The 22,467-nt window shown below is 61.8% G+C and carries 23 protein-coding genes, 1 tRNA gene and 1 pseudogene; all 25 read left to right on the top strand.

Going from position 1 to position 22,467, the window contains the following annotated elements; all coding sequences use genetic code 11:
- Positions 1–52: 52 nt before the first annotated feature.
- The 25 genes and pseudogenes from AB5Z25_RS03040 to AB5Z25_RS02920 all read left to right on the top strand — a co-directional run bounded on the left by AB5Z25_RS03040 (position 53) and on the right by AB5Z25_RS02920 (position 22,428).
- The gene (locus tag AB5Z25_RS03040; protein WP_368134756.1) at positions 53–2,086 is read left to right on the top strand and encodes an ABC-F family ATP-binding cassette domain-containing protein; all 2,034 of its coding nucleotides are present in this window, start codon (positions 53–55) and stop codon (positions 2,084–2,086) included.
- Complete coding sequence (locus AB5Z25_RS03035; protein WP_238057677.1) at positions 2,073–2,369, top strand: hypothetical protein; 297 nt, start codon at positions 2,073–2,075, stop codon at positions 2,367–2,369. Before AB5Z25_RS03040 ends, AB5Z25_RS03035 begins: the two co-directional genes overlap by 14 nt.
- 9 nt (positions 2,370–2,378) lie before the next feature.
- Positions 2,379–3,062 (top strand): site-2 protease family protein, encoded by a 684-nt coding sequence (locus AB5Z25_RS03030; protein ID WP_349100548.1) that lies wholly within the window; start codon positions 2,379–2,381, stop codon positions 3,060–3,062.
- 84 nt (positions 3,063–3,146) lie between these two features.
- Entirely contained in the window at positions 3,147–3,956 is an 810-nt protein-coding gene (locus AB5Z25_RS03025; RefSeq protein WP_349100547.1) for a segregation and condensation protein A, read from the top strand.
- 11 nt (positions 3,957–3,967) lie between these two features.
- Positions 3,968–4,696 (top strand): SMC-Scp complex subunit ScpB, encoded by a 729-nt coding sequence (gene scpB, locus AB5Z25_RS03020; protein ID WP_089571912.1) that lies wholly within the window; start codon positions 3,968–3,970, stop codon positions 4,694–4,696.
- The gene (locus tag AB5Z25_RS03015; RefSeq protein WP_438265582.1) at positions 4,683–5,645 is read left to right on the top strand and encodes a pseudouridine synthase; all 963 of its coding nucleotides are present in this window, start codon (positions 4,683–4,685) and stop codon (positions 5,643–5,645) included. The genes scpB and AB5Z25_RS03015 overlap by 14 nt, the downstream gene beginning before the upstream one ends.
- Positions 5,646–5,711: 66 nt before the next feature.
- Positions 5,712–6,398, top strand: a complete 687-nt coding sequence (gene cmk / locus AB5Z25_RS03010; RefSeq protein ID WP_368134755.1) for a (d)CMP kinase — start codon at positions 5,712–5,714, stop codon at positions 6,396–6,398.
- 3 nt (positions 6,399–6,401) lie between these two features.
- Positions 6,402–7,130 (top strand): lysophospholipid acyltransferase family protein, encoded by a 729-nt coding sequence (locus tag AB5Z25_RS03005; RefSeq protein WP_349100545.1) that lies wholly within the window; start codon positions 6,402–6,404, stop codon positions 7,128–7,130.
- 2 nt (positions 7,131–7,132) lie between these two features.
- The gene (locus tag AB5Z25_RS03000) at positions 7,133–8,032 is read left to right on the top strand and encodes a 4-hydroxy-3-methylbut-2-enyl diphosphate reductase (protein WP_349100544.1); all 900 of its coding nucleotides are present in this window, start codon (positions 7,133–7,135) and stop codon (positions 8,030–8,032) included.
- A gap of 2 nt (positions 8,033–8,034) precedes the next feature.
- Positions 8,035–9,477 (top strand): DUF512 domain-containing protein, encoded by a 1,443-nt coding sequence (locus AB5Z25_RS02995; protein ID WP_368134754.1) that lies wholly within the window; start codon positions 8,035–8,037, stop codon positions 9,475–9,477.
- A gap of 10 nt (positions 9,478–9,487) precedes the next feature.
- A complete protein-coding gene (gene der / locus AB5Z25_RS02990; RefSeq protein ID WP_035138458.1) occupies positions 9,488–10,822 on the top strand; it encodes a ribosome biogenesis GTPase Der in 1,335 nt (444 codons plus the stop codon).
- On the top strand, positions 10,815–11,498 hold the full coding sequence (plsY, locus tag AB5Z25_RS02985) for a glycerol-3-phosphate 1-O-acyltransferase PlsY (protein WP_368134753.1): 684 nt from the start codon (positions 10,815–10,817) through the stop codon (positions 11,496–11,498). The genes der and plsY overlap by 8 nt, the downstream gene beginning before the upstream one ends.
- Before the next feature lie 9 nt (positions 11,499–11,507).
- Positions 11,508–12,515, top strand: a complete 1,008-nt coding sequence (locus AB5Z25_RS02980; RefSeq protein ID WP_368134752.1) for an NAD(P)H-dependent glycerol-3-phosphate dehydrogenase — start codon at positions 11,508–11,510, stop codon at positions 12,513–12,515.
- 18 nt (positions 12,516–12,533) lie between these two features.
- The gene (gene rpe / locus AB5Z25_RS02975; RefSeq protein ID WP_368134751.1) at positions 12,534–13,205 is read left to right on the top strand and encodes a ribulose-phosphate 3-epimerase; all 672 of its coding nucleotides are present in this window, start codon (positions 12,534–12,536) and stop codon (positions 13,203–13,205) included.
- A gap of 6 nt (positions 13,206–13,211) precedes the next feature.
- Complete coding sequence (locus tag AB5Z25_RS02970) at positions 13,212–14,390, top strand: cysteine desulfurase family protein (protein ID WP_368134750.1); 1,179 nt, start codon at positions 13,212–13,214, stop codon at positions 14,388–14,390.
- A complete protein-coding gene (locus AB5Z25_RS02965) occupies positions 14,387–15,196 on the top strand; it encodes a Nif3-like dinuclear metal center hexameric protein (protein ID WP_368134749.1) in 810 nt (269 codons plus the stop codon). The genes AB5Z25_RS02970 and AB5Z25_RS02965 overlap by 4 nt, the downstream gene beginning before the upstream one ends.
- The gene (locus AB5Z25_RS02960; protein ID WP_022095087.1) at positions 15,193–15,912 is read left to right on the top strand and encodes a zinc ribbon domain-containing protein; all 720 of its coding nucleotides are present in this window, start codon (positions 15,193–15,195) and stop codon (positions 15,910–15,912) included. The genes AB5Z25_RS02965 and AB5Z25_RS02960 overlap by 4 nt, the downstream gene beginning before the upstream one ends.
- A gap of 2 nt (positions 15,913–15,914) precedes the next feature.
- On the top strand, positions 15,915–17,129 hold the full coding sequence (coaBC, locus tag AB5Z25_RS02955) for a bifunctional phosphopantothenoylcysteine decarboxylase/phosphopantothenate--cysteine ligase CoaBC (RefSeq protein ID WP_368134748.1): 1,215 nt from the start codon (positions 15,915–15,917) through the stop codon (positions 17,127–17,129).
- Between the two features lie 80 nt (positions 17,130–17,209).
- Positions 17,210–17,286: transfer RNA gene (locus AB5Z25_RS02950), tRNA-Pro, on the top strand.
- A 291-nt stretch (positions 17,287–17,577) separates the two neighbouring features.
- Positions 17,578–18,282: a CDP-alcohol phosphatidyltransferase family protein gene (locus AB5Z25_RS02945; RefSeq protein WP_138374202.1), complete on the top strand. Its 705-nt coding sequence runs from the start codon at positions 17,578–17,580 to the stop codon at positions 18,280–18,282.
- Positions 18,283–18,348: 66 nt separating this feature from the next.
- A complete protein-coding gene (locus AB5Z25_RS02940) occupies positions 18,349–18,783 on the top strand; it encodes an FHA domain-containing protein (protein ID WP_006236002.1) in 435 nt (144 codons plus the stop codon).
- 3 nt (positions 18,784–18,786) lie between these two features.
- Positions 18,787–19,665 carry a transcriptional regulator FtsR gene (gene ftsR, locus AB5Z25_RS02935; protein WP_138112611.1) on the top strand — a complete coding sequence of 293 codons (879 nt, stop codon included), beginning with the start codon at positions 18,787–18,789 and terminating at the stop codon, positions 19,663–19,665.
- Between the two features lie 40 nt (positions 19,666–19,705).
- Positions 19,706–20,237 (top strand): annotated as a pseudogene (locus tag AB5Z25_RS02930) (adenine phosphoribosyltransferase).
- A 32-nt stretch (positions 20,238–20,269) separates the two neighbouring features.
- Positions 20,270–21,397 carry a coiled-coil domain-containing protein gene (locus AB5Z25_RS02925; RefSeq protein WP_138374201.1) on the top strand — a complete coding sequence of 376 codons (1,128 nt, stop codon included), beginning with the start codon at positions 20,270–20,272 and terminating at the stop codon, positions 21,395–21,397.
- Between the two features lie 164 nt (positions 21,398–21,561).
- Positions 21,562–22,428, top strand: a complete 867-nt coding sequence (locus AB5Z25_RS02920) for a DegV family protein (RefSeq protein WP_368134747.1) — start codon at positions 21,562–21,564, stop codon at positions 22,426–22,428.
- Positions 22,429–22,467: the final 39 nt, after the last annotated feature.

Here is a 22,467-nt window from a genome sequence, read left to right as displayed (position 1 = left end):
ACGCAAGTTGGGGCCTTTTTTCATATAGGCACACAAGGTCAAAGGCGGCACCATGATCCTCCTGGTCGACAAGATCGAAAAAAGCTTCGGCGCACGCGTCCTCTTTAGCGGCGCGTCCTTCCAGATCAACCCCGGCGAGCGCTTCGCGCTCGTGGGACCCAACGGCGCCGGCAAAACCACCATGCTCAAAATCATCATGGGCATCGACAGTCCTGACGCCGGCCAGGTCCAGTACGCCAAGGACTGCCAGGTGGGCTACCTAGAGCAGGAAACCAACCTAGAGCAAAAGAACACCACCATCCTTGCCGAGGTCATGGCGGCCGCCAAGGAAATCCGCCGCATGGGAGAGCGCGCCAACGAGCTGCAGGCTCAGATCACCGAGCTCTCCGAGCAGGGCAAGGACGTCGATGCGCTCCTCAACGAGTACGGCCAGGTCCAGGACCGCTTTGAGCATCTGGGCGGCTACGAGCTCGAGAGCAACGCCCGCAAGATCCTGTCCGGCCTGGGCTTTAAGGTCACCGACTTTGAGCGCCCTTGCTCCGAGTTCTCGGGCGGCTGGCAGATGCGTATCGCGCTCGCCAAGCTCTTCCTGCGCCACCCCGACCTGCTGCTGCTGGACGAGCCCACCAACCACTTGGACCTCGAAAGCGTCCAGTGGCTGCGCGGCTTTATCGCCAACTACGACGGCGCCGTCCTCATCGTCAGCCACGACCGCGCCTTCATGGACGCCTGCGTCGACCACGTCGCCGCGCTCGAAAACCGTCGCGTGACCACCTACACCGGCAACTACAGCAGCTACCTCAAGCAGCGCGAGGACAACCTGGAGCAGATGCGCGCCAAGCGTGCCGCTCAAGAGCGCGACATCGCCCACATGCAGGTCTTCGTTGACAAGTTCCGCTACAAGCCCACCAAGGCAGCCCAGGCCCAGGAGCGCATCCGCAAGATCGAGCAGATCAAAAAGGAGCTCGTCATTCTGCCCGAAGGCCACAAGCACATCGACTTTAAGTTTCCCGACCCACCGCGCTCCGGCGATATGGTCGTGGGCCTCGAGGGTGTGTCCAAGTCCTACGGCGACAAGCACATCTACAGTGACATCGACCTCAAGCTCTACCGCGGCGAGCATGTGGCGCTCGTCGGCCCCAACGGCGCCGGCAAGTCCACCCTCATGAAGATCCTCGCCGGCCTGGAGCCACCCACTACCGGCACCCGCGACCTGGGCACCAACGTGGGCGTGGCCTACTACGCTCAGCACGCACTCGAGGGCATGACCGAGTCAAACACCGTCCTGCAAGAGATCGACACCGTCACGCCCAAGTGGACCGTGCCGCAGCAGCGCAGCCTGCTGGGCGCCTTCCTGTTTAGCGACAACGATTCCATCGAAAAGCAGGTTCGCGTCCTTTCCGGCGGCGAAAAGGCGCGTCTGGCCCTGGCAAAGATGCTCGTGGCCCCCGAGGCGCTCCTGTGCCTGGACGAGCCCACCAACCACTTGGACATCGACTCGGTGGACATGCTCGAAAACGCCCTGCAAAACTTCCCCGGAACCATCGTGCTGATCAGCCACGACGAGCACCTGGTGCGCGCCGTTGCCAACCGCGTGATCGACATCCGCGATGGCAAGGTAACGGTCTACGACGGCGACTACGACTACTACCTCTACAAGCGCGAGGACCTTACGGCCCGCGCCGCCGCCGAGGCGGCAGGGGAGAGTGTGCCGGCCACGGCCAAGTCCGCCAAGGTCACCGCGGCCCAGCCCGATGCGCCCGCCGCTGCTTCCAAGCCGGCCGAGGGCAAAAAGACCAAGGAGCAAAAGCGCGCCGAGGCCCAGGCCCGCGCCGCGCTCAACAAAAAGCTCAAGGGCGTGCGCAACCAGCTCAGGAAGATCGAGGCGGAGCTCGACAAAAAGCGCGCCCGCTACGACGAGCTTATGGAATTGATGGCAAGCGAAGAGCTTTATGCCGATCAAGACAAGTTCAACGCCGCACTGGGGGAATATAACGGCCTTAAGCAAGAGCTACCCAAGCTCGAGGACGAATGGCTGGAGCTTTCCACCCAGATCGAAGAGGAGACCGCGCGTGAACTCTCGTAAGGCCGCCGCCGTGGCGATGAGCATCATCGCCATCGCTTGTCGCATCTGCGGCATTTTTATGAGTGCGATGACTGTGCTGCTGTGCTTTAGCGGCCTCACCGCCAAGCTGCAGATCGTCGGCTTTGTCGTCGAGCTTTCGCGCGCGCTGCCGAGTGCCATCGCCGGCTACGGCGTTATCACCTCGCCCTTTGGCGGCGTGTTCCGCTTGGATTACGCCATCGTGGCCGTCATCCTGTTTGTGGCCGACTACCTGCTCGCGCGCGCCTCGCGCCGCGTCCGCTAGGGGAGTGCCATGTCCAACAGCTACTTCATGAATCTGCTCGCCAGCGCCGTCGCCGTCATCGTGGGTATTGTTATCCACGAGAGCGCGCACGCCGCCGCTGCCTGGGCGCTCGGCGACAAGACGGCCCGCTCCCGTGGCCGCGTCTCGCTCAATCCGCTCAACCACATCGACCCGTTTGGCACCGTCCTCCTGCCGCTGCTGATGCTCGCGGCCGGCGGCCCGGTCTTCGCCTTCGCCAAGCCCGTGCCCGTCTACCTCAACAACCTCAAGCACCCCAAGCGCGACGAGGTCCTGGTGAGCGCGGCAGGCCCCGCATCGAATATCGCGCTCGCGTGCCTGGCCGCAGCCCTCATGCACCTGGCCTACGGCAACCTCTACACCAGCATGTCCTTTGCCGTAGCGTCGCAAATCATGAACTTTGGCGCCACGTTTATCGTGGTCAACCTGTCGCTCGCGTTCTTTAACCTCATCCCGATTCCGCCGCTTGACGGCTCGTCAATCATCGTGCCGTTCCTCAAAGGTAAGGCGCTCTCCAACTACTACCAGCTGCAACGATACGCCATGCCTATACTCATCATCGTGCTGTATCTGCTGCCCATGTGGACCGGCATCGATGTAATCGGCCGCTATTTCGACGTTACCGTGTATCCGCTGGCCGAGTGGCTGCTCAACTTCGCAATCGCCGGCATCTAAGGTAAACTTACAGGTCGACCGCGCAAAACGGTCGCAACATGCACCCAAACCGCGCCGCGAAGGCGCCGTCAAAGGAGGTCGAAGATGTCGTATCGCGTGTCGACGCAGGTCTACAGCGGACCGTTCGACCTGCTGCTGCAGCTGGTAACCCGCCAAAAAGTAGATATCGGCGCCATCTCCATTAGCGAGGTGGCCGAGCAATACCTGGCCGAGGCCGAGCGTATCGAGGCGCTGGACCTAGACGTGGCGAGCGACTTTTTGCTGGTCGCAGCGACCCTTTTGGACATCAAGGCTGCCTCGCTGGTGCCGCAGGAGGCCCCGCGCAAAGCCGACGACGATGACGAGTTCGACGATGACCTCGAGGAACTTAGCGCGCTCGACGGTGACGCCCTGCGTGAGGTCCTGATTCAGCGTCTGATCGCCTACAAGCAGTTTAAGGGCGCGGCGGCGGCTCTCGGGGCCCGAATGCAGGCCGAAAGCCGCATGCACCCTCGCGTGGCCGGCCCCGACCCCGAGTTTTTGGGCCTCATGCCCGACTACCTGGCCGGCATCACCCTGCGCGGCCTGGCCGTCATCTGTGCCGACCTGGACGGCAAGCGCCAGACCTTCCTGCTGGAGGCCGAGCATGTGGCGCCGCATCGCGTGCCGCTCGACCTGACCGTGGCCTCAGTCGACCGCTTTACCATGGCGCACCAAACCTGCACCTTCCGCGAGCTACTGGACGGCGATGCCACCACCGAGCAGCTCGTCGTCACCTTCCTAGCTATGCTTGAGCTCGCCAAGCGCGGCTCGCTCACGCTGAGCCAGGACGAGATCTTTGGAACCATCCGCATCAACCGCGTCGAGGGCGCCGAGGCCTATGTGCCCGGCGAGGGCCCCGAGCTCACCGAATAGGAGCCGCAACCATGTCAACCCTTTCCACGCTGGAGGCAAACAGCCTCAAAGGCGCCCTCGAGGCGCTGCTGCTGGTGTCGAGCGACCCGGTGAGTGCGCCCGCGCTGGCCGGCGCACTGGATATCGCCCCCGGCGAGTGCGCGTCACTGCTCGCCGAGCTCAAGGTTGAGTACGAGGAGGCCAACCGCGGCTTTCAGCTGCGCGAGGTCGCCGGCGGCTGGCGCCTGTTCACGCACCCCGCTTACCACGACGTGGTCGAGGCCTATGTGTTGAGCTGGGACACGCAAAAGCTGTCCCAGGCGGCGCTCGAAACCCTGGCCGTCATCGCATACCACCAGCCCGTGACGCGCGAGGTGGTCAAGGGCATCCGCGGCGTCAATTCTGACGGCGTCATCGCGTCGCTCGTGGACAAGGGCCTGGTGCGCGAGCTCGGCCGCGACCCCCAGCGCGGTCAGGCCATCATTTACGGCACGACCAACGCCTTCTTGGAAAAGTTCGGCCTGCGCTCCACCCGCGACCTGCCCGATCTGGAGCAGTTTGCCCCCGACGAGCAGTCGCGCCAGTTTATCCGCGAGCGTCTGAGCGGCCGCAGTATTCAGTCCACGCTCGAGGAACAGGCCGAGGACCTGGACGAAGAGCGTGAACTGCTCGATACCGATGTTGAAGATGTTGAGGCAGTCGAGGACTTGGAGACCCTGGTCGTCGACGAGACCTCGGAGGATTTGCATGACGAGGACTAACGAAGTAGGGGAGACGCGCGCCATGGGCAACACAGCACCCGCAACCGACGCCCAGCCCGTCTATCCGCACACCATGCGCCTGCAGCGTTTTTTGGCGCGCGCGGGCGTGGCGAGCCGCCGCGGCTCGGAGGACCTGATGACCGCCGGCCGCGTGACCGTCAACGGCCAGGTCGCGACCGAACTGGGCACCAAGGTCGACGTCGACCGGGATCACATCGAGGTCGACGGCATGCCCGTCAAGCTCAACCAGGGCGCCGTGTACTTGATGCTCTACAAGCCGACCGGCTACCTCACCACCATGAGCGATCCGCAGGAGCGCCCTTGCGTGGCCGACCTGGTCCCCCGCGACCGCTTTCCGGGACTTTTCCCGGTGGGCCGCCTGGACCGCGACACCACAGGCCTTTTGCTCTTTACCACTGACGGCGACCTTTCGCAGAACCTGCTGCACCCGAGCAAGCACGTCTACAAGACCTACCAGGCACTCGTGGACGGGCAGCTGACCGACCGCGACTTGGAGCCGCTCCGTCGCGGCATCGAGCTCGACGATGGCCTATGCCAGCCGGCGATCTGCCGCGTCATTAACGCGCGCGAGGCCGAGGCCGTGGCTCCGCAAGGTATCAAGCCCGGTACCACCGCCGTGGAGGTCATCATCCGCGAGGGACGCAAGAATCAAGTTAAGCGCATGTTGAGCAAGATTCACCATCCGGTAATCCGTCTGCATCGCTGCAACTTTGCCGGCCTGGAGCTCAAGGACGTGGCCAAGGGCTCGTGGCGCGAGCTCACCGACCGCGAGGTGCAGATCCTCAAAAGCGGTGGTATCCCGCCCAAGCAGGCCAGCGCCATACGCGGCGGCAAGCCCCAAGGCACGCCCGCCAGCCGCACGCGTCATCACGGCAGCCACGGCTCCGCACCCAAGCGTAACACCTACCGCGAGCGCTACACGGGCTAGGCAACCCACCGCGCCCCAACGCCCGCGCATCATACCAGCACGTCAACCACCGAAAGGAAGCATTGTATGATCGTCGCCATCGACGGCCCCGCCGGTTCCGGCAAGTCCACCATCGCCAAGGAGATCGCCCGCCAGCTGGGCTTTAACAAGCTCGACACGGGCGCCATGTATCGCGCCGTCACCTTCGCCGCGCTCGATCGCAGCATCGATCTGGATGACGAGGCGGCCATCGACGCCCTCGCCGAGCAGATCGAGATTCGCTTTACCAACGGCACCGGTGAGGATACGCGCCTGACCATCGACGGCCAGGACGCTTCGGCTGCCATTCGCACCCCGCAGGTCGACGCCAACGTGTCCAAGGTCTCGGCCTACCCGGGCGTGCGCGCCGCCATGCTCATCCACCAGCGCCGCGCCGCCGAGGACCGCGATATCGTGGCCGAGGGTCGCGACATCGGAACCGTCGTGTTCCCTAACGCGCAGGTCAAGGTCTTCCTGACCGCCGACCCGCGCGAGCGCGCCCGTCGCCGTGTGCTGCAGCGTCACCAAAACGATGCCCAGCCGCTCACGTCCGAGCAGCTCGAGGCCGAGGTCGACGAGACCCTCGACGCCCTTAAGCAGCGCGACAAGCTCGACAGCAGCCGCGAGGTCGCCCCGCTCGTGCCCGCCGAGGACGCCGTGCACGTCGACTCCACCGCTCACACCATCGACGAGGTCGTTCGTATCATCGAGGACCTCATCAACCAAAGGAGGTAGCCCATGCGCCTGTTTAAGCAGACGCCCGAGGATTATTACAACGCTCCTTATGCAGAGTTCCCAGTGCTCATCCGCGGCACCGTCGTCGTAGTCATGGCCATCCTTTGGGCCTTCTCCAAGCTCATGTGGCGTTGGAAGGTCGAGGATGCCGATCTGCTGTTTGAGCGCCAGGACGGCCGCGGGAGCGTAGTCATCTGCAACCACACCTCGATGGCCGAGCTCTTGGCCGTGGAGACGGCGCTGTTCTTTGGCGGCCGCCGCATTCGCCCCATTTTTAAGTCCGAGTTTGCCAAGAGCAAGATCGTACGCTGGGCCTTTAGCCGCGTGGGCGGTATTCCCGTCGAGCGTGGTACCGCCGACATGAAGTGCCTGCGCGCCGCCCAGCATGCGCTGCAGCGCGGCGAGGACGTCCTAATCTTCCCCGAGGGCACGCGCATCCGCTCGCGCGAGATCAAGCCCGAGGTCCACGGCGGCTTTGCGCTCATCGCCCAGATGGGCAAGGCACCTGTGAACCCGCTCGCCATCTGCGGCTGGTCCGACATCACGCCCGCGGGCAAAAAGATCATGCGTCCCAAGAAATGCTGGATCCGCGCCGGCAAGGCCGTCTCGCTTTCCGACGCACCGGCCGGGCTTAAGCGCACGGAGCGCCTGGAATGGTTTGAGTCCGAGGCCATGAACCGCGTCTACGCCATGCGAGACGATCTGTGCGACGAGCATCCGGGTAGGTTCTAGCCATGAGCGAGAACGTGACAAACACCTCCGCGACTGCGTCCGACCAGGACGGCGCGCCCACCATCGAGATCGCAGCCCATGCCGGAACGTGCTACGGCGTGCAGCGCGCGCTCGACATGGCGTTGGCCGCCGCGCCGCAGGCAGGGGAGTGCGCTCAGGTCCATACCTTGGGACCGCTCATCCATAACCCCATCGTGGTGCGCGAGCTTGCTGAGGCAGGCGTTGGCCTGGCCGAGACTCTGGACGACGCAGCATCGGGTACCGTGATCATCCGCGCACACGGCGTAGTGCCGCAGGTGATCGATGCTGCCCGCAAGCGCGGCCTCAACGTGGTCGATGCCACCTGCCCCTACGTGAAGAAGGTCCATGTGGCGGCCGAGCGCCTGGTGCGCGAGGGCTACCGTGTGATCGTCGTGGGCGAGCCGGGGCACCCCGAGGTCGAGGGCATTCTAGGCCACGCAGGCGACGATGCGCAGGTCGTGAGCTGTGCCGCTGACGCCAACGCCTTGTCGCTCAAGGGCAAGGTAGGCCTCGTCGTGCAGACCACCCAGACCGCGCAGAACCTCGCCGAGGTCGTGGCGGCTATCACCCCGCGCGTGCAGGAGCTGCGTGTGATCAACACCATCTGCGCCGCCACGAGTGAGCGTCAACAGGCAGCAGCCACACTTGCCAACCGCTGCGACTGCATGGTCGTCGTGGGCGGCAAGAACTCGGGCAACACCCGCCGCCTGGCTCAAATTTGCGCAGACGCCTGCGAGCACACGCATCACATCGAGGAAGCTTCCGAGCTCCAGGGCGCGTGGTTTACCGACGCTCACCACATCGGCATCACCGCCGGAGCCTCCACCCCGCAAGAACACATCGAGCGCGCCGTCGAGCGCATCAAGGAGCTTTACCGCTAACCATGGACCAGACCGTACCCGCATACGCCGCCGAGGTGGCCGATTACGGGCGCAGCCGCGACCCCGAGCCGGGTGAGGGCGCGCTCGTAAAGAACGTGCGTCCCGAATCGCCCGCATGGGATGTGGGTATCGAGCCGGGCATGCGCGTGCTCACGGTCAACGGCGAGCAGCTCACCGACATGATCGTGTGGCTCTGGGAGGCAGACGACGACACCGTCGACCTCGAGGTTTTCGACCCGCGCGACAACAGCGTCACCCCCGTCGAGCTCGACCGCTTCCCGGGAGAGGACTGGGGCCTTGAGTTCGATGGCCCCATCTTCGACGGCATGCGCACCTGTGTAAACGCCTGCGTGTTCTGTTTTATGACGATGCTGCCCAAGGGCGGCCGCTCCACGCTCTACATTCGCGACGACGACTACCGCCTGAGCTTTTTGCAGGGCAACTTTGTCACGCTCACGAACCTTACCGACGAGGACGTGCAAAACGTCATCCAACGCAACATGAGCCCCATGAACGTGTCGGTCCACGCCGTGAGCCCCGATGTCCGCCGACGCATGATGGGCCGCAACGCCCAGCGCGGCATGGATGTGCTCGAGGCCATCATGGCCGCCGGCATCGAGATTCACGCGCAGATCGTGTTGTGCCCCGGCATGAACGACGGCGAGGAGCTGGAAAAGACCCTGCGCTTTTGCGAGGAGCACGAGCAAATCACAAGCCTGGGCATTGTGCCGCTCGGTTTTACCAAGCATCAGAACCGTTTTAGCTGGTCCTACAGCGACAAGCCCGAGCTAGCACGCGAGACCATTGCCATGATCCGTCCCTACCAGGATCGTGCCTACGAACGCTTTGGCCGCCACACCTTCCAGATGAGCGACGAGTTCTATCTGGACGCCGGCATCGATCCTCCCGAGGCAGACTTTTACGACGGTTACCCGCAGTACTACGACGGCATCGGCATGATCCGCTCGTATCTGGACGAGACGGACGATGTGCTGACTACCGACGACGAGCGTCTGGCCCGCGTCCGCGAGGCCGTCGCCGCCCGCAACCAGCGGCTTCTATGTCTCTCAGGCGCCAGCGCACGCGACACCGTGGCGCGCTTTGTGGAGTCGCCGTATGGTCTCGCCGGCACCGTCACAGCCATCAAGAACCGCTACTTTGGCGGCAATGTGGACGTGACCGGCCTCATCGTCGCGTGTGACATCTTGGAGCAGCTGCCCCAAGACCTGTCGGGGGTTATGCTCTTTGTGCCTAAGCTCATGTTCAACGCTGACGGCATGACGCTTGACGAGTATCATCGTGACGATTTACTCGCAAGCCTTACCAGTCGCGGCGCCGAGGTTCATGTGGTGTCGACCATGCCGCATGAGCTGCTCGATACCCTGGAACACATCCTTGGCATTGTGCCCGCAGACTCTAACACTTCCACTGACCCTACCCATTAAAGGAGAGCAGATGAAACCTATCGTCGCCGTCGTCGGACGCCCCAACGTGGGCAAGTCCACGCTCGTTAACCGCCTGGCCCAGACCTCGGACGCCATCGTCCACGAGTCCCGCGGCGTCACGCGCGACCGCTCGTATCACACGGCCGATTGGAACGGCCGCGAGTTCACCATCGTCGACACGGGCGGTATCGAGCCGCTCAAGAGCGATGACGTCTTCGCCACGTCCATTCGCGACCAGGCCCTCGCCGCCGCCGAGGAAGCCGCCGTCATCCTGTTTGTGGTCGACGGCCGCACCGGCGTTACCGAGGAGGACGAGTCAGTCGCTCGCATGCTCAAGCGCTGCGACAAGCCGGTCTTTCTGCTGGTGAACAAGCTCGACAACCCCGATCGCGAGAACGACAGCATCTGGGAGTTCTATTCGCTCGGCATCGGCGAGCCCACGCCGCTCTCGGCCCTGCACGGCCACGGCACGGGCGACCTGCTCGACGACATCGTGGCCCTGCTTCCCGAGGAAGAGGACGAAGTCGCCGACGAGTTCCCCGACGCGCTGAACGTCGCCATCATCGGCCGCCCCAACGCCGGTAAGTCTTCGCTGTTCAACCGCATCCTGGGCGCCGACCGCTCCATCGTGTCCAACATTGCCGGCACCACGCGCGACGCCATCGACACGGTCGTCGAGCGCAACGGCAAGCACTACCGCATGGTCGACACCGCGGGCATTCGCAAGAAGAGCACCGTGTACGAGAACATCGAGTACTACTCCATGGTTCGCGGCCTGCGCGCCATCGACCGCGCCGACGTGGCGCTGCTCGTCGTCGACGCCTCCGTGGGCGTTACCGAGCAGGACCAGAAGGTCATGGGTCTTGCCATCGAGCGCGGCTGCGCCATCGTTGTGCTGCTCAACAAGTGGGATCTGCTCGACGATGACCGTAAGCGCGAGGCCTGCATGGAGACCATCGACCGCCGTCTGGGCGTCATGGCTCCCTGGGCCCAGTACCTGCGCATCTCTGCCCTCACTGGCCGCAGCGTCGAGAAGATCTGGGCGATGGTCGACGCCGCCGAAAAGACGCGCTCGCAAAAGATCAGCACCTCGCGCCTCAACACGTTCCTCACCGATCTGCGCGAGTTCGGTCATACCGTGGTGGACGGCAAGCGCCGCCTGCGCATGCACTACGTGACCCAGACGGGCGTCAACCCGCCGACGTTCACGTTCTTCGTCAACCACAGCGATCTGGTCAACGACACCTATCAGCGCTACATCGAGAACCGCATGCGCTCGACCTTCGATTTTGCCGGCACGCCCATTCGACTCTTCTTTAGGAAGAAGGAGCAAAAGGATGCATAATCCGATTCTGCTGACCGCCATCTGCGCCGTGGTCTCGTTCTTTATCGGGGCGATTCCGTTTGGCCTGATTCTGGGCCGCGTGTTCAACCACACGGACATCCGCAAGGCGGGCTCCGGTAACATCGGCACCACCAACGCCCTGCGTGTGGCCGGCCCCAAGGTGGCCGCGCTCACGCTGCTGCTCGACTGCCTTAAGGGCGCCATCAGCGTCCTTATCGCGCGTCCGCTCATTGCCGACTTGGGCTATGGCTTCCCCGTGAGCATTATGGCCCCCGGCGCCGCCGGCGACTGGATGCTCGGCGTCATCTGCCTGGCAGCCGTGTGGGGCCATATCTTCTCGCCCTATCTCAACTTCCACGGCGGCAAGGGTATCGCGGTTGGTCTGGGCGTCATCCTCGCTTGGTACTGGCCTATTGGCCTGTCGCTGCTGGGCATGTTTATCGTGGCCGTCGTCATCACCAAGTTCGTGTCGGTGGGCTCGCTCGCCGCGGCCATCGGTCTTCCCATTGCCGTCTGCGCGGTCTTTCCGTACAGCAGCCTGGGACTTAAGTTTTGCATGGCGCTGATCGGCATCACCGTGGTGTGGGCCCATCGTGCGAACATCAAAAAACTCATGACGGGTAAGGAGTCCAAGCTCTCGTTTACCAAGCGCGTCACCGAGCCCGACGATAAGTAGGAGAGAGTCATGAATGTTGCGCTGATTGGCTCCGGCTCCTGGGGAACCGCCGTCGCCGGCCTTGCCGCCGCGCGAGCCGAGCGCGTGACCATGTGGGCCCATAGCGAGCAGACGGCCGCCGGCATCAATGGCGAGCACCGCAACCCCCGCTACCTTGTGGGCTACGAGCTGCCCGGCAACGTCGTCGCCACGACCGAGCTCGTGCAGGCGCTCGACGGCGCCGAGGCCATCATCTTTGCCGTTCCTTCGACGCACCTTCGCAGCGTGTGCCACCAGGCCGCGCCCTTTATCGCCGCCGATACCCCGGTGCTCTGCCTCACCAAGGGCATTGAGCCCGAGTCCGGCCTACTCATGAGCGAGGTCATCGCCAGCGAGATCGGCAACGAGGCACGTGTGGCGGCGCTCTCGGGCCCCAACCATGCCGAGGAGATCTGCCGCGGCGGGCTTTCTGCCGCCGTCATCGCCAGCAAAGATCCGCAGATAGGGGAGACCTTTAAGGACCTGCTCCTGTCCACGGCCTTCCGCATCTATCTGTCGCAAGACATGACCGGTGTCGAGGTCTGCGGCGCCATGAAAAATGTCATCGCCATCGTGTGCGGCATCTCCGCCGGCTCGGGCGCGGGCGATAACACACTTGCCCTCATCATGACGCGCGGCTTGGCCGAGATTAGCCGCCTGGTGCACGCCCGCGGCGGTCAAGCTATGACCTGCATGGGGCTTGCCGGCATGGGTGACCTCATTGCCACCTGCACCTCGGAGCATTCGCGCAACCGCACCTTTGGCTACGAGTTTGCCCACGGCGTGTCGCTCGACGAGTACCAGACGCGCACGCATATGGTGGTGGAGGGCGCCGTCGCCGCCCGCAGCGTCAGCGAGCTTGCACGTTCACTGGGCGTAGACATTCCGCTCACCTTTGCCGTCGAGCAAACGCTCTACAACGGTGTTACTTTGGATAGGGCGCTCGAGATTCTCACCGACCGCGTCCCTTCTCAAGAGTTCTACGGACTCACCGACTAGCGCAGAAAGGCTACTACCATGGGTTCCATTAAAATCGCTCCGTCCGTCCTCTCGGCCGACATGGCCAACCTCAAGGGCGAACTCGACAAGATCGCCGGTGCCGACTTTGTGCACTTCGACGTCATGGACGGCCACTTTACCGGCAACCTGACCTTTGGCGTCGACATCCTTAAGGCCGTCAAGCGCTCCACCGATGTACCGGTCGACGCGCACCTGATGGTGTCGAACCCCGATGAGACGGTCGATTGGTACGCCGACGCCGGTGCCGACATGATCACCGTGCACTACGAGGCTTCCACGCACCTGCACCGCACGCTCACCCATCTGCAACAGCGCGGCGTTAAGGCCGGCGTGGTGCTCAACCCCGCCACCCCCGTGTGCGTGCTCGATAGCATCATCGACGTCGTCGATATGGTGCTGCTGATGAGCGTGAACCCGGGCTTTGGCGGTCAGAGCTTTATCCCGGGCACCATCGCTAAGCTCCACGAGCTCAAGGCCATGTGCGAGCGTCACGGCGTTTCGCCCCTCATCGAGGTCGACGGTGGCATTTCTTCCAAGAACATTGCCGAGGTCGTCAAGGCCGGCGCCAACGTGCTCGTGGCCGGTTCTGCCGTATTTAAGTCCGAAGATCCCGCTGCCGAGGTTGCGCTGCTGCAGAAGCTGGGCAACGAGGCTGCACAGGAGGCATAAACCCTTATGACCGCAGGTCAAAACCGCATACCCGTGAATCTTGACTACGCCGCCTCGACGCCCATGCGCGCCGAGGCGCGCCTTGCGCAGCGTGAGTACGACGATAGCGAGCTTGCGGGCGTCAACCCCAACTCGCTGCACTCGCTCGGCCGCAAGGCTGCCGCGCGTCTGGAGGTTGCACGTCGCGAGATCGCCCGCAGCTTTGGCGCGCGCGTTCGCCCGTCTGAGATTGTTCTGACCAACGGCGGCACCGAAGCCAACCAGCTGGCGCTACTCGGTCTTGCCGAGGGTGCACGTCAGCGCGACCGTAAGCGTAACCGCGTGATCGTATCTGCCATCGAGCACGATTCGATCCTGGACAACCTGCCGCTGCTGCGTGCCGCCGGCTTTACCGTCGACCTAGTTCAGCCCTGCCGTGCGGGCTACATCGAGCCTGCCGCGCTGAACGACTTGCTTGGCGACGACGTCGCGCTCGTGAGCATCATGGCAGCCAACAACGAGACCGGCGTGGTGCAGCCCATCCGTGAGCTAGCCACGGTCGCGCATACCGTGGGCGCCCTGTTCCACACCGATGCCATCCAGGGCTATCTGCACATTCCGCTCGATGCCACCGAGTTGGGCGTCGATGCCATGACCGTTGCCGCGCATAAGATCGGCGGTCCTGTGGCATCTGGCGCGCTCTACCTTAAGAACCGCACGCCGCTGCGTCCGCGCATCTTTGGCGGTGGACAAGAAGCCGGCCGTCGCGCCGGTACGCAGGACCTGCGCACGCAGCTGGCCTTTGCCGCTGCCGCCCGCACGCTGGCGCCCCATGTGGCCCAGGAGCGTGCGACGCTGCAGGCCTTGTCCGACAAGCTCTACGCCGCGCTTACGGCCCATCCGCGCATTCACGCCACCATGGGCGACTATGCGCAGGCCGACCGTCTGCCCGGCATGGTATCGATCTACATTGACGGCATGGACTCCGAGGAGCTCATCATCAAGCTCGACGCCGCCGGCTTTGAGGTTTCGGCCGGCTCGGCGTGCTCGAGTGGCAGCATGGACCCGAGCCATGTTCTCAGCGCCATGGGCATTGGTCGCGAGCAGGCATTGGGCGCTCTGCGTATCTCGTTTGATGACCGCGTGAACCCGGCCGATCTGGACGAGTTTGCCCAGACGCTGCTCTCAATCGTGGGTGCCGCATGATCGTCGCCGAGCTTGAGCGCGCTCTGCTGGCACGCCATCCCAAGACCGATGCCGAGAGTTGGGACCATGTAGGACTCTCCGTCGGCGACCCTGCCGCGGAGATTACCGGTGTTGCCTGCGCACTCGATGCGACCGAAGCCAATGTGCACCGCGCCCAGGAGGCCGGCGTCAACGTGCTGCTAACGCATCATCCCATCTATATCAAGGCGCCCGAGGCGTTTTGTCCGTCGGATGCGTCACGCCCCCAGTGCAGCGCGGCGCTCTATGAGGCCGCCCGCTGCGGCGTGAGCATTATTTCACTCCATACCAATCTGGACCGCTCGCACGAAGCGCGCACCTGCCTGAGTGAGCTGCTGGGTGCCGCACCCGTGAGCTCACTGGAGCATGTGGACGACCCCGAGGCCTGCGGCCTGGGCGCGCTTGCAACGCTCAACGACCCATGCACGCTGCGCGATCTTGCCACCCGTGCTGCCACGGCCTTCGGCAGTGACCCGCGTGTGTGGGGCGAAGCCGAGCACGCATGCCGTACCGTCGCTATTTTGGGCGGCTCCCTGGGCGACTTTGGAGAGCTCGCCATCGCCGCGGGCGCAGATGTCATCGTAACCGGCGAGGCAGGCTACCACGTGGCGCAAGACCTTGCCTTGCGCGGGCTGCCGGTGATCTTGCTCGGCCACGACCGCTCCGAAGAGCCGTTCGTTGATATATTGATGAACTCTGCAGTTGACGCCGGGGTCGACCCCCGTCATGCGATTAAAATACTGAACCCTTGCCAATGGTGGACTGTGACAAAAGGAGAGAACTTATGAGCGCCGGCGCTACGCTACTCAAGCTGCAACAGATCGATTTGGAGCTCGCCCGCAACAAGAGCGAACTTGCCAATATGCCGGAGCTCAAGGAGCTCGCTTCCAAGCGCAAGACCTATGTGAAGCTCAAGTCCGAGATGACCAAGCTCTACGCCCAGCGCAAGGATCTGGACATTGAGCTCGACGATCTCAACACCACCGAGATTCAGACCAACAACGCCATCGAGGCTGCCAAGAAGCGCCATGTCGACGGCTCCGACTACCGCGAGGTTCAGGACCTGGAGAATGAACTCGCAACCCTGGCCAAGCGTCTGGACAAGATTGAGCACACCCGCAAGGATGTCGTCATCGCCCATAAGGAGGCGCTCGACCGCGAGGCCCGCGCGCAGGCAATCATCGCCAAGTTCGAGGAGGGCGTGAAGGCCGATACCAAGGCCGCCCGCGCCAAGGCTGCCGACCTGCAGGCTCAGATTGACGCCGCCACTAAGGAGCGCACCGCGCTTGCCGCCACGCTGCCGGCCGACGTGCTCACCGACTACGAGCGTCTGCTCAAGCAGTTCCGCGGCCTTGCCGTCGAGACCATCCAGGGCAACATCCCCACGGTTTGCCACACCGCGCTGCAGGCATCGTCCATGAGCGACCTCAACCACGACGGTAGCGAGATTACGCACTGCCCGTACTGCCACCGCCTCCTGGTACTCCCGAGCAAGGAAGCCTAGCAATGACGGCGGCATCCAACAATTCAATGCAACTTGAGGGAAAAACGATCCTGCTGGGTATTACCGGCGGGATCGCCGCCTATAAGTCGTGCAATATCGTGCGCCTGCTGCAAAAGCGCGGCGCGCGCGTCAAGGTCGTCATGAGCGAGCATGCCACCGAGTTTGTGGGCCCGCTCACCTTCCGTGCGCTCACCAACGAGCCCGTTGCCGTGGGCCTATTCGACGATCCCTCCGACCCTATCCACCACATCTCGCTCGCACAGGAGCCCGACCTGGTGGTCGTGGCGCCCGCGACGGCCAATATCATCGCCAAGATGGCCAAAGGCATCGCAGACGACCTCATCTCCACCACGCTGCTGGCAACGCCGCGACCCATCGTGATCGCGCCGGCCATGAACAATGGCATGTGGAAAGCGCCGGCGACACAGGCCAACATGTCCACGCTGCGCGAGCGCGGTGTCCATGTGGTGGGACCCGGCAGCGGCTACCTTGCCTGCGGCGACGTGGACACGGGACGCATGAGCGAGCCCGAGGACATCGTCGAGGCTGTCTGTGAGGTGCTCAACCCCGTGCCGCAAGACCTGACGGGCAAGCGCATCGTCATCACTGCCGGCCCCACGCACGAACCGATCGACCCGGTGCGCTTCATTGGCAACCGCTCATCAGGCAAGATGGGCGTCGCCCTTGCAGGGGAGGCCGCACGCCGCGGTGCCGAGGTCACGCTCGTGTTGGGACCGGCATCGCTCGATGTTCCCCGCGGCGTGGAGTGCGTGCGCGTGCAGACCGCCGCAGAGATGCTCCAGGCGGCACTGAGCGCCTTCCAGACGGCCGATGCTGCAATTTGTGCGGCCGCCGTCGCCGACTATACCCCCGCCACCCCTGCGGACCATAAACTCAAAAAGGCCAACGAGCGCTTGGATCACATCGAACTGGTCGAGACAGTCGATATCTTGGCCGAGCTTTCGCGTCAGAAGGGCGAGCGTTGTGTGATCGGCTTTGCGGCCGAGACCGATAACGTCGTGGAGTACGCGCAGCGCAAGCTCGCGCGCAAGGGTTGCGATGCCATTATCGCCAACGATGTATCGCGCGCCGATTCGGGCTTCGGAACCGACACCAACAAGGCCTGGATCGTGAGCACAGCGGGCACGCAAGAACTTCCCGTGCTAACAAAACCCCAGCTCGCAGATACAATTTTGGACTTGCTTCAAAATTTGTAAAAAAGTTCTTGCACAAGGACAAAGTTTCGGGTTAATATACTCCCTGTTGCGAGCGAGAGCAGAGCAACAAATAAAAGCTTCGGGACGTGGCGCAGCTTGGTAGCGCACTTGACTGGGGGTCAAGGGGTCGCTGGTTCGAATCCAGTCGTCCCGACCAGAAGTTTGCAGGTCAGGCACTTAGTGCCTGACCTTTTTTGTTTTAATCACCATGATTATTTTGCTTAAAGTAACAACGTTCCCGATCGATGTAATCACCGAATCAAAACGTGTACATTAGCCACCAAAATCGACATTTTTCGACATGTTTGGAGGCAGATGTACACGAATGCGAAATCCCCCGCCTAATAGCGCCCTCCACATGTCTGGACTCTCTATGCTTACGCTGGATAGACATCGCCGGAACGGGTATAGTATCGAAAGTTTTGTCGTTAACCAGCGGGGGAGTCCTGTGGGCATCAAAAAGAAGATCAAAAAGGAGCTTATCGGCACTTCCGATTACCCGTCGAATAAGATCTTTACGATCTCCAATTTCATCACCTTTACGCGCCTGATCCTCACCCTGGTATTTCTGTACCTGTTTGTGACGGACAACAACCGCGTCATCGCCATCGTTATCTACGCCGTTGCCGCCTCCACCGACTGGATGGACGGTCAGATCGCCCGCATGACTAAGACGGTATCGTGGCTCGGCAAGGTCATGGATCCCATCTGCGACCGTGCCCTGCTGTTCACCGGCGTCTTGGGACTGGTGGTCCGCGGAGAGTTGCCCATCTGGGTCTGCGTGCTCATTATCGGCCGCGACATCTATCTGGGCATCGGCACGCTAATCGTGCGTCATTATCACCGTCGCCCCATCGATGTCGTCTTCCCCGGAAAGATTGCCACAGCGCTGCTCATGACCGGCTTCTCGCTCATGCTGCTCGGGTTCCCCGTTATTGACGGCCTGCATCTTTTACCTTCAGCCCTTACGGCCTTCCCGGGCCTCAACGGAAGCTCGATGCCCCTCGGCATCTTCTTTGTGTACGGCGGCGTGATCTTCTCCATGCTCACCGCTGTCATCTACTCCATTAAGGGCGGAGCGGCCATTAAACAGGCTCTCACGCATCCCGAGGACGAGGACATCGACTTTCTGAACCCTGAAATCGAAGACTGATTCGTTGGGGTATGATTACGTACGGTTCATTATTTGCGGCACGTCCGCGATAAGTTAGGGGTTGTCATGGACAACATGGTTAACAATATGCCTCAGAATGATAAGACTGCTGACGCTACCTGCGTATTCCGCGTGCCTTCAAGCGACGTCACCGTTCCCGACCTCATGGCCAACGTGCGCATCACCGCCCCCGTTCTGTCCATCGTCAAGGGTCCGCAGACTGGTGCCGCTTTTGAGCTCGAGGATGACGTGACCACCATTGGCCGCGATCCCGCGAACGGCATCTTCCTCAATGACATGACCGTTTCGCGCAGCCACGCGCGCATTATTCGCGAGGGCCTCGGCGCTCGCATCGAGGACTTGGGCTCGCTCAATGGCACCTGGGTCGACGGTGCCATCGTCAATGCAGCCCCGCTGCACGACGGTTCTTCCGTCCAGATCGGTACGTTTACGCTCATCTACCACGAGAGCACGCCGGAGCGCATCGAAACCGGTGAGTAGGGCATGGCCGAACGCAACTATCTGAGTATCGGCCAAGTCGTCAACCTACTTCGAGGCGCATACCCCGATCTTTCGAACTCAAAAATTAGATTTCTAGAGGATGAGGGGCTCATTACCCCTCATCGTACGCCTAAGGGATACCGTCAGTACTCCAAGGAGGACGTTGATCGCCTGGAGGTCATTCTGCACCTGCAGAAGACTCGCTACATGCCGCTCAACGTAATTAAGCAGCGCTTGGAAAACGCCACGGACCTGTCAACGCTCGCTTACGAGGTGGGCTTGCTGTCCGATGTTCCACTCAAGACGGAACCCAAGGAGACTAAGCAAAAGCTACATCCCATCGAGACCATTCCCGATATGCTGGGCGTCGAGATTTCGTTTATCCGCTCGCTCGCCGAGAACGACCTCATTCGCATCATCAAGAGTCCGCAGAATCGTGAGCTCGTCGATGGCCGCGATTTCCCGATCATCCGCTACTGCTCCGAGCTGTCGCGCTTCCATATCGAGCCGCGCAACCTGCGTCAGTACGTGTCTTCCGCCAACCGCGAGTCCTCGATGTTTGAGCAGGTGCTCGTGAGCATGCTCGGCATGGACACCTCCGATGACGAGCGCGACGCCAAGCTCGAGCGTGCGTTTAAGAAGCTTCACGACCTGACGGAGGGCGTGCACACCGCGCTGCTCAAGAACCGCGTTTTTGAGTCGCTCAACGCCGTGGTCGAGGACGCCGACATCGATGCACTCGATGAGGAAATCACTCGCTCCGAGTCAACCAAGGCCAAAAACGAAGAGATAGGCGCGCCGGCTTCGCACGAGGATTCCCTCGTAAAGCCGCTCAAGGTCGTCACCCCTTCGCAATCCGGCACCGCCACCGCGGGCAAATAACAGCTGCCGCTTATCCGGCAACCCATTGAAAGGTCATGCAATGTACGACTTCGAATCTCAAATCGTCGACATCCCCGACTATCCCGAGCCCGGAGTCATCTTTAAAGACATCACGCCGCTCTTTGGCAATCCCGAGGCGCTCAAAGCCATGACCGATGCCCTCGCCGAGCACTTTGCCGGCATGGGAATCACCAAGGTCGTGGGTCCCAAGGCTCGCGGCTTTATGGTTGGCGTACCGGTGGCTGTAGCCCTTGGCGCCGGCTTTGTTCCCGCACGTAAACCTGGCAAGCTACCGCGCGAGACCGTAAGTCAGAGCTACGAGCTCGAGTACGGCACCGATTCAATTGAGATCCATGCCGACGCTATCAGCTCTAAAGATACCGTGTTGATTCTGGACGACTTGGTCGCGACGGGCGGAACCGTCGAGGCAACAGGTAAACTGGTGCGAGATATGGGCGCAAAGCTTGTCGGTTACGGTTGTATCCTTGAGCTTGCGTTTCTCAACCCGCGCGAGAAGCTCCACACCGTCTAATGACGATGTGGAGCTCTTTAGCCTGGTGACGGTGGACTAGCCGTTACCCTTAGTTACTGGAAAGGAAGCTACATGCGCACAGCAAACACGCACAAAAACATGGCACGCTGCGCTGCTACGGCAACCCTCGCTTGTGTTTTGGGCTTGGGCCTCGCGGCTCCTGCCTACGCCGATACCGCATCCGACCTTGCCGCTGCTCGTACGAAGCTCGAGCAGATCGGTACCCAAACTCAGCAGATTTACGATGAGCTCGCCACGCAGACGCAGGCGCTCGATCAGACTGCTGGCGAGATCACGCAAAAGCAGCAGGAGATCGCCGATGGTCAGGCCAAGCTCTCGACCTATGTCGCCGGCGAGTACAAAACCGGCGGTCTGAGCCTGCTTCAGGTTCTGACGGGCGTCGATGACCTGAGCGATATGCTCAACCGTCTGTTCTACTACGGCAAAGTTTCCGATAAGCAGGCTCAGACCATTCAAGAGGTCAAGGAGCTCAAACAGCAGCTCACCGATAAGCAGGCCGAGCAGGAAAAGAACGTCGCCACCACGCAAAAGAAGGTCGACGAGCTTAACGCCCAGCAGGCTGAAGCACAGAACGTCGTAAACTCTCTGGATTCACAGCTGCAGGCTGAGCTTGCCGCTGAGGCCGAGGCCAACGCCGCGCTGCAGGCCGGCATCAACGCCAGTACCGCCGAGAAGGCCACGGTGAGCAACGAGACTGCCGGTGCGACCGAGAACACCAACAACGGTGGCCAGACCAGCAATAACAACAACCAGGGCGGCAACACTCCGGCTCCTACGCCGGCACCTGCTCCGACACCGCAGCCCTCCACGCCTGCCCCGGCTCCGACGCCTTCTGCTCCGAGCCAGTCCGTCGATGGCGGTTCTGTTGTCTCGCGTGCATACAGCAAGCTTGGTTGCGCCTATTCCTGGGGCGGAATTGGCCCGAACAGTTTCGACTGCTCTGGTTTTGTTAGCTATTGCCTCACTGGTCGCTATTGCCGCCTGGGCACCACGGGCACCTTTATGGGCTGGACGCGTGTGTCCGATCCGCAGCCCGGTGACGTTGTGGTCAACTCGTACCACACCGGCATTTACATCGGTGGTGGTCAGATGATTCATGCTTCCGACTACAACACGGGTGTTATCATCAGCTCCGTTGCCGCCGGCATGAACAACAACTACATTTTCGTGCGCTACTAAGTATTCAGATAAAGCAAACGGATATGGACCTCGTGGCTTTGAGTCATGGGGTCCATTCTTTTGCCTTTAGTGCAGTCCGCTATCTAGTTTTGAATACTAGATAGCGGCCCAATCGGTCTGCAAGATGGCTATAATTGAATGGGAACGATTAGAAAGGACCCTCTATGAGCTGGGCACTTATCTCCGATTCAAGCTGCAACCTCCGCGATTGGCAACCGATCGCACCCCATACCACCTTTGCATTTGCTCCCCTCAAAATTCGAGTGGGGGAGCGTGAATTCGTCGATGACCTTTCGCTCGATGTTCATGAGCTCAACTGCGCTGTTCAGGCGGAGACGGACGCTTCTTCGAGCGCTTGTCCCAGCGTAGGGGAGTGGGCCGAGCTCTTCAAATTGGCAGACAAGACCATCTGCATGCCGATCTCTGAGGGCGTGTCGGGCAGCTACAACGCGGCAGCCACGGCTCGCGATATGGTTCTTGCCGAGGAGCCCGACCGACAGATTCATCTAGTCAATTCACGCGCAGCTGGCGGCAAAATGGACCTCATTTTCTTGCTGTTCGACCGCTATCTTGCAAGCAATCCGAATGTCTCATTCGAGGATGCTTGCGCATACTTCGATAGCCTTGAACAGAACAGCAAAATCCTCTTCAGTTTGTGCAATTACGAAAACCTCGCCAAAGCCGGACGTATCCCTAAGGCAGCCGGCGTCATTGCCAACAAGCTCAATATCCGCATTTTGGGCACAGCGAGTGAGGCCGGTAAAATCGAACTCGTGGGGCACACGCGAGGCGAAAAGAAGATGCTAAACAAGATCATCGACACTATGGAAGCCGAGGGCTTTACGGGCGGTGAGGTCGTCATCGATCACGTTGAGAACGAAGCTGGAGCCCAGGCGCTTACTGACCGCATAGTCGAGCATTGGCCCGGCTCCAAGACCATCATCATGCCCTGCAACGGCCTGGATTCCTATTACGCCGAGATGCACGGCCTGATTATCGGCTACGGTATGGGCGTAGCTTCGGGCAAATAAAGTCCAACCAAGCAAAAATACGGGCGGGACAAAGCGACA

Origin of the sequence: Collinsella aerofaciens (assembly GCF_040910325.1) — a bacterium.
Lineage (GTDB): Bacteria > Actinomycetota > Coriobacteriia > Coriobacteriales > Coriobacteriaceae > Collinsella > Collinsella aerofaciens_BL.
Note: the sequence above shows the minus strand (reverse complement) of the source record. Positions and strands in the feature narration are given on the sequence as shown.

What these genes read in the sequence shown, in the direction of transcription:
- AB5Z25_RS03040 (WP_368134756.1), top strand. Translation starts at nt 53, where the DNA reads ATGATCCTCCTGGTCGACAAGATCGAAAAAAGCTTCGGCGCACGCGTC.
- AB5Z25_RS03030 (WP_349100548.1), top strand. Translation starts at nt 2,379, where the DNA reads ATGTCCAACAGCTACTTCATGAATCTGCTCGCCAGCGCCGTCGCCGTC.
- AB5Z25_RS03025 (WP_349100547.1), top strand. Translation starts at nt 3,147, where the DNA reads ATGTCGTATCGCGTGTCGACGCAGGTCTACAGCGGACCGTTCGACCTG.
- scpB (WP_089571912.1), top strand. Translation starts at nt 3,968, where the DNA reads ATGTCAACCCTTTCCACGCTGGAGGCAAACAGCCTCAAAGGCGCCCTC.
- AB5Z25_RS03015 (WP_438265582.1), top strand. Translation starts at nt 4,683, where the DNA reads ATGACGAGGACTAACGAAGTAGGGGAGACGCGCGCCATGGGCAACACA.
- cmk (WP_368134755.1), top strand. Translation starts at nt 5,712, where the DNA reads ATGATCGTCGCCATCGACGGCCCCGCCGGTTCCGGCAAGTCCACCATC.
- AB5Z25_RS03005 (WP_349100545.1), top strand. Translation starts at nt 6,402, where the DNA reads ATGCGCCTGTTTAAGCAGACGCCCGAGGATTATTACAACGCTCCTTAT.
- AB5Z25_RS03000 (WP_349100544.1), top strand. Translation starts at nt 7,133, where the DNA reads ATGAGCGAGAACGTGACAAACACCTCCGCGACTGCGTCCGACCAGGAC.
- AB5Z25_RS02995 (WP_368134754.1), top strand. Translation starts at nt 8,035, where the DNA reads ATGGACCAGACCGTACCCGCATACGCCGCCGAGGTGGCCGATTACGGG.
- der (WP_035138458.1), top strand. Translation starts at nt 9,488, where the DNA reads ATGAAACCTATCGTCGCCGTCGTCGGACGCCCCAACGTGGGCAAGTCC.
- plsY (WP_368134753.1), top strand. Translation starts at nt 10,815, where the DNA reads ATGCATAATCCGATTCTGCTGACCGCCATCTGCGCCGTGGTCTCGTTC.
- AB5Z25_RS02980 (WP_368134752.1), top strand. Translation starts at nt 11,508, where the DNA reads ATGAATGTTGCGCTGATTGGCTCCGGCTCCTGGGGAACCGCCGTCGCC.
- rpe (WP_368134751.1), top strand. Translation starts at nt 12,534, where the DNA reads ATGGGTTCCATTAAAATCGCTCCGTCCGTCCTCTCGGCCGACATGGCC.
- AB5Z25_RS02970 (WP_368134750.1), top strand. Translation starts at nt 13,212, where the DNA reads ATGACCGCAGGTCAAAACCGCATACCCGTGAATCTTGACTACGCCGCC.
- AB5Z25_RS02965 (WP_368134749.1), top strand. Translation starts at nt 14,387, where the DNA reads ATGATCGTCGCCGAGCTTGAGCGCGCTCTGCTGGCACGCCATCCCAAG.
- AB5Z25_RS02960 (WP_022095087.1), top strand. Translation starts at nt 15,193, where the DNA reads ATGAGCGCCGGCGCTACGCTACTCAAGCTGCAACAGATCGATTTGGAG.
- coaBC (WP_368134748.1), top strand. Translation starts at nt 15,915, where the DNA reads ATGACGGCGGCATCCAACAATTCAATGCAACTTGAGGGAAAAACGATC.
- AB5Z25_RS02940 (WP_006236002.1), top strand. Translation starts at nt 18,349, where the DNA reads ATGGACAACATGGTTAACAATATGCCTCAGAATGATAAGACTGCTGAC.
- ftsR (WP_138112611.1), top strand. Translation starts at nt 18,787, where the DNA reads ATGGCCGAACGCAACTATCTGAGTATCGGCCAAGTCGTCAACCTACTT.
- AB5Z25_RS02925 (WP_138374201.1), top strand. Translation starts at nt 20,270, where the DNA reads ATGCGCACAGCAAACACGCACAAAAACATGGCACGCTGCGCTGCTACG.
- AB5Z25_RS02920 (WP_368134747.1), top strand. Translation starts at nt 21,562, where the DNA reads ATGAGCTGGGCACTTATCTCCGATTCAAGCTGCAACCTCCGCGATTGG.